This window comes from Burkholderia sp. Ap-955, from assembly GCF_011753045.1.
Classification (GTDB): Bacteria; Pseudomonadota; Gammaproteobacteria; order Burkholderiales; family Burkholderiaceae; genus Burkholderia; species Burkholderia lata_D.
Map to the genome: position 1 here is coordinate 1 of NZ_VWWH01000179.1, position 4,692 is coordinate 4,692.

General features: G+C 70.2%; 4 protein-coding genes and 1 pseudogene. 3 read left to right on the forward strand and 2 right to left on the reverse strand.

From position 1 onward, the window contains the following. The 3 genes and pseudogenes from F3J15_RS36930 to F3J15_RS36940 all read left to right on the forward strand — a co-directional run. Window positions 1-249: pseudogene (locus F3J15_RS36930) on the forward strand (cytochrome c); the annotation flags it as partial. A 36-nt stretch (window positions 250-285) separates the two neighbouring features. Beyond that, window positions 286-1,239: an ABC transporter substrate-binding protein gene (locus tag F3J15_RS36935; protein ID WP_166897700.1), complete on the forward strand. Its 954-nt coding sequence runs from the start codon at window positions 286-288 to the stop codon at window positions 1,237-1,239. Window positions 1,240-1,327: 88 nt separating this feature from the next. Continuing rightward, window positions 1,328-2,194, forward strand: a complete 867-nt coding sequence (locus F3J15_RS36940; protein WP_166897703.1) for an MOSC N-terminal beta barrel domain-containing protein — start codon at window positions 1,328-1,330, stop codon at window positions 2,192-2,194. A 94-nt stretch (window positions 2,195-2,288) separates the two neighbouring features. Here the strand turns inward: F3J15_RS36940 and F3J15_RS36945 are convergent, their stop codons facing one another. Beyond that, window positions 2,289-3,707 (reverse strand): sensor histidine kinase, encoded by a 1,419-nt coding sequence (locus tag F3J15_RS36945; protein ID WP_166897706.1) that lies wholly within the window; start codon window positions 3,705-3,707, stop codon window positions 2,289-2,291. A 178-nt stretch (window positions 3,708-3,885) separates the two neighbouring features. Further along, a complete protein-coding gene (locus F3J15_RS36950; protein ID WP_069251438.1) occupies window positions 3,886-4,566 on the reverse strand; it encodes a response regulator in 681 nt (226 codons plus the stop codon). Window positions 4,567-4,692: the final 126 nt, after the last annotated feature.

Here is a 4,692-nt window from a genome sequence, read left to right on the forward strand (position 1 = left end):
TTCGCGACGATCGCCGGCGTCCCGCCCGACGCGCTCGGCGGCACGCAGCTCCTCGCCGATCGCCGCGGCTGGCTGCGGGCACGCGCGTTGCCGGGCAGCGCCGGCTGGTCGGATGCGGACCTGCTGTGCCGCTCGGACGCCACCGCACGACCGGCCGGACCGGCAGCGACCGGCGATCCGCTGACTGCGCTACTGCTGCGCGTCGATACGGAGCCCGTGCGCGATGTGCAGGCCGGGCTTCCCCATTGATGAATCCCTGAACTTCTCTTCCGACCGAGTTTCACGATGAATCCGACCCGACGCCATTTCCTCGCACAGGCGAGCGCCCTCGCCACGATCGCCGCGGCCCCGGCTGCGCTGCGCGCGCAATCGGGCACGCGGCCGCTGCTGCGCGCCGGCGACCAGAAAGGCGGGCTGCGCGCGCTGCTCGAAGCGGCCGGTGAACTGAACGGCCTGGCGTACGACATCGCGTGGACCGAGTTCCCGGCCGCCGCGCCGCTCGCCGAAGCGCTGAACGCAGCCGCCGTCGACTGCGGCCCGATCGGCGACGCGCCGGTGATCTTCGCGCTCGCATCGGGCGCACGCATCAAGGTGATCGGCGCGAACCGCTCCGACCCGTACGGCACGGCCGTGCTCGTGCAGCCCGATGCCGCGCTGAAAGGCGCAGCCGACCTGAAGGGCAAGCGCATCGGCACCACGCGCGGCTCGATCGGCCATTTCGTCACGCTGAAGGCGCTCGATGCGGCCGGCCTGCCGCCCGACGCCGTGTCGTTCCGCTTCCTGCCGCCGGCCGACACGATGCTTGCGCTCGCAACCGGTTCGATCGACGCGTGGGCGACCTGGGAACCCTATACCGCGCTCGCCGAAACGAGCGGCCGCGCGCGCGTGCTCGTCAATGGCCGCGGGCTGTGGTCGGGCCTCAGCTACCTCGCGGCGACCGACGCGGCGATCGCGTCGAAGCGCGACGTCCTGCACGATTTCCTGCGGCGCGTCGTGCGCGCGCAGACCTGGTCGTACCGGCATGCCGACGCGTATTCCGCCGCACTCGCGCGCATCATCGGCATTCCGCCGGTGGCCGCGAAGCTGCAGTTCGAGCGGCGCAACACGCGCTGGCTGCCGATCGACGCGACGCTCATCGCCGAACAACAGCGCACAGCCGACTTCTACCTGAAGGCCGGACTGCTGCGCCAGCCGCTCGACGTGCGCACGACGTTCGACTCCGGCTTCCCGCTCGCATGACCGGCCGTGCGACGGTGCGCAGCCGTTCAAACGGCGGCGGCGCGATCTGGCACAATCGCAGTCTCGCCATCCGCCTTCAGCCAGCGTCATGCCAGCCATCGCCGAACTCTTCGTCTACCCGATCAAATCCTGCGCCGGCATCGCATTGTCGCGCGCGCAACTGCTGGAAACGGGCCTGGCGTACGACCGCCACTGGCTGATCACCGACCCGGCCGGGCAGATGATCACGCAGCGCACGCACCCGCGCCTCGCGCTAATCTGCACCGCGCTCGACAGCGATGCGCTCGTGCTGAACGCGCCGGGCATGCGCGAGATCCGCACGCCGCTCGACGGCGACGTCACGCCCGCCACGCCGAAAATGGCCGCGACCGTGTGGCGCGACACCGTCGACGCGATCGATACGGGCGCCGAAACGGCCGCGTGGCTCACCGAATTCCTCGGCGTGCCCACGAAGCTCGCACGCTTCGGGCCCGACGCGCGCCGCGGCTGCAACCGCCAATGGACCGGCGAGATCGATACGCACACGCAGTTCGCGGACGGTTACCCGCTGCTCGTGATCGGCCAGTCGTCGCTCGACGACCTGAACGCGCGGCTCGCCGCGAAGGGCGCGCCGGCGATCCCGATGAACCGCTTCCGCCCGAATATCGTCGTGTCGGATCTCGACGCGTACGAAGAGGATTTCGTCGAACATCTCGACACCGAAGGCGCGACGCCCGTGCGGCTGCGCCTCGTGAAGCCGTGCACGCGCTGCCCGATGCCGACGATCGACCAGGTCACCGGCGCGCCCGATCCGGCGTGGCCGCACGAGCCGACCGACACGATGCAGACCTATCGCGCGAACCCGAATTTCAACGGTGAACTGACGTTCGGTATCAATGCGATCGTGGTCGAAGGCGCGGGCACGTGGCTCGAGGTCGGCCAGTCGCTGGAAGCGGAGATCGGCTTCGGCGATTGAGCCGGGCGCACTGAACCGCTCGCAAAACCCTAACCTCCTCGCAGCCGGGAAGCCGCCGCATACGGCGAGCCGCTTCCCGCATCGCCGATCGCCATCACGCAGCGCGCGGCGCAGCGTCGTTCGCCGCCGGCAACCGGATCGTCACGACCAGCCCGCCACCAGCCGCATCGGCCAGCGTCACATTGCCCTGATGCACGCGCGCGATCTCGCGCACGATCGACAGCCCGAGCCCCGTCCCTTCGACCGTCTGCGTCTTGCTGCCGCGATGAAAGCGCTCGAACACCGCGTCGCGCTCGTCCGCCGGAATGCCCGGCCCGTTGTCGATGACGTCGAGCCGCGCGTGCTCGCCGTCGCGCGACACGCGCACCGTGATCACCGCGCGATCGCCCGCATAACGGATCGCGTTGTCGATCAGGTTGCCGATCATCTCGCCGAGCAGGTCGGACTGCCCGTGCACGTCGAGGTCGGCCTCGTGCTCGAAACCGAGATCGATGTCGCGCGCGCGGGCGACCGGCGACCAGTCGAGCGTCACGCTGCGCGCGAGCCGGTGCAGCGCGACCGGCTTGTGCGCGACCGTATGGCCGCTGTCCGAATCGAGCCGCGACAGCGACAGCAGTTGCTGCACGATCTTCGCGGCCTGCCGCACCGCGCCGTTCGCACGCCGCAGGTGCCCGTTCGCGCGCGGCTGCTCGTCGGGCCGCAACGCGAGCTCGACGCCCGCCTGCACGGCCGCGAGCGGCGTCTTCAGCTGATGGGCCGCGTCCGCGAAGAAGCGGCGCCGCGCGACCTGCATCCGCTGCGTGCGGCCGATGTACTGGTTGATCGACTCGACGAGCGGCGCGAGTTCGCTCGGCACCGCGCCGGTATCGAGCGGCGTCGTGTCGTCCTCGCTGCGCGCGGCGACCGTCGCCGACAGCCGGTTCAGCGGCCGCAGCCCGCGCCCGACGCCGAGCCACACGATGCCGAGCGCGAGCACGACGAGCAACCCTTCCTGCAGCAGCGAGCCCGCCAGGATCTCGCGCGCGAGCGCCTGGCGCGCCTCGATCGTCTCGCCGACCATCACCCACACGATGCGCGACTGCGCGGTCGGCACGTCGTGCACCGGGATGCGCAGCGCGGCCATCCGCAACTGCTCGCCGCGATAGACGACGTCGTAGTAACGGGTGACGAACAGCGCACCGTCGCCCGCGTCGCGCCCTTGCGGCAGCGGCAGGTCCGGGTAGCCGGTGATCGTGTGGCCGTTGTCCTCGCGGATCAGGTAGTAGACCTTGCCGCCGTCGCTCGACTCGAGCATTTCGAGCGCGAGATACGGCAGGTCGACCTCGACCTCGCCGTCGTTGAGCCGCACGCCTTCGCGGATCGACTTCAGCGACGACGACAACGTGCGGTCGAACGCGACGTGCGCGGCGCTCATCGCGCGCTGATACGTCAGCCACGAGTCGAGCGCGAGCAGGCCCAGCAGCGGCAGCAGCAGCCACAGCGCGACCTGGGCGCGCAGGTTCGGGCGGGTCACTCGGCCCCCCGGCAGGCCGCCCGATGAGGCACGACGGCGCATGCACGGCGCGCCTCTCCGCGCCCGCGCGGTCGGCCGGGAATGGCATGCGTGTCGTTGGCGGCCCGCGAACGTGTCGATCCGACGTCGCACGTCAACGCATCCACCGGTCCCGGGCAAGGATCGTGAGCGCGGCGGTTCATTCAGCCGTCTCCGCCTTCGCTTCCAGCAGATAACCGAGCCCGCGCAGCGTGACGATCGCGACGCCCGTGTTCTCGAGCTTCTTGCGCAGCCGGTACACGTAGATCTCGATCGCATCGGCGTTCACCGACTCGTCGAGCCCGAAGATCTTCTCCGACAGCGTTTCCTTGTTGATCGCGCGGCCGTTGCGCAGGATCAGCACCTCGAGCACCGAGCGCTCGCGCGGCGTGAGCGACAGCGGCTCGCCCGCGAGATGGAAGCTGCGGTCGATACTGTCGTACGAAAGCGGCCCGCACTCGACCCGCGAATGCTCGTGGCCGAGGCTGCGGCGGATCAGTGCGCGGGCGCGTGCCTCCAGTTCGGTCAGTTCGAACGGCTTCGCGAGATAGTCGTCGGCGCCGAGATCGAGCCCTTTCACGCGATCCTCGACCGATCCGTGCGCGGTCAGGATCAGCACCGGCACCGGATTGCGGCGCGCGCGCAGCCGCCGCAGCACTTCCAGCCCGTCGAGCTTCGGCAGCCCGAGATCGAGAATCACCAGCGCGTAATCCTGCGTGCGCAGCACGTGGTCGGCCGCCTCGCCGTCCGCCATGTGGTCGACCGCGAAGCGCGCCGCGCTCAGCGCGTCGTTCAGCGACTGGGCGAGGTTCGGATTGTCTTCGACGAGCAGCACACGCATGGGGATTCCGGTAAGGTCAGCGACAGGCCGCTACATTACATGATCCTTTCCATGGCGACGCCTCGCGGAAACACGGGTTGCGCCGCCCGCGCGGGCGCGCGTCGGCCGGCGCGCCGACCGCCGCTC

What these genes read in the sequence shown, in the direction of transcription:
- F3J15_RS36935 (WP_166897700.1), top strand. Translation starts at nt 286, where the DNA reads ATGAATCCGACCCGACGCCATTTCCTCGCACAGGCGAGCGCCCTCGCC.
- F3J15_RS36940 (WP_166897703.1), top strand. Translation starts at nt 1,328, where the DNA reads ATGCCAGCCATCGCCGAACTCTTCGTCTACCCGATCAAATCCTGCGCC.
- F3J15_RS36950 (WP_069251438.1), bottom strand. Translation starts at nt 4,566, where the DNA reads ATGCGTGTGCTGCTCGTCGAAGACAATCCGAACCTCGCCCAGTCGCTG.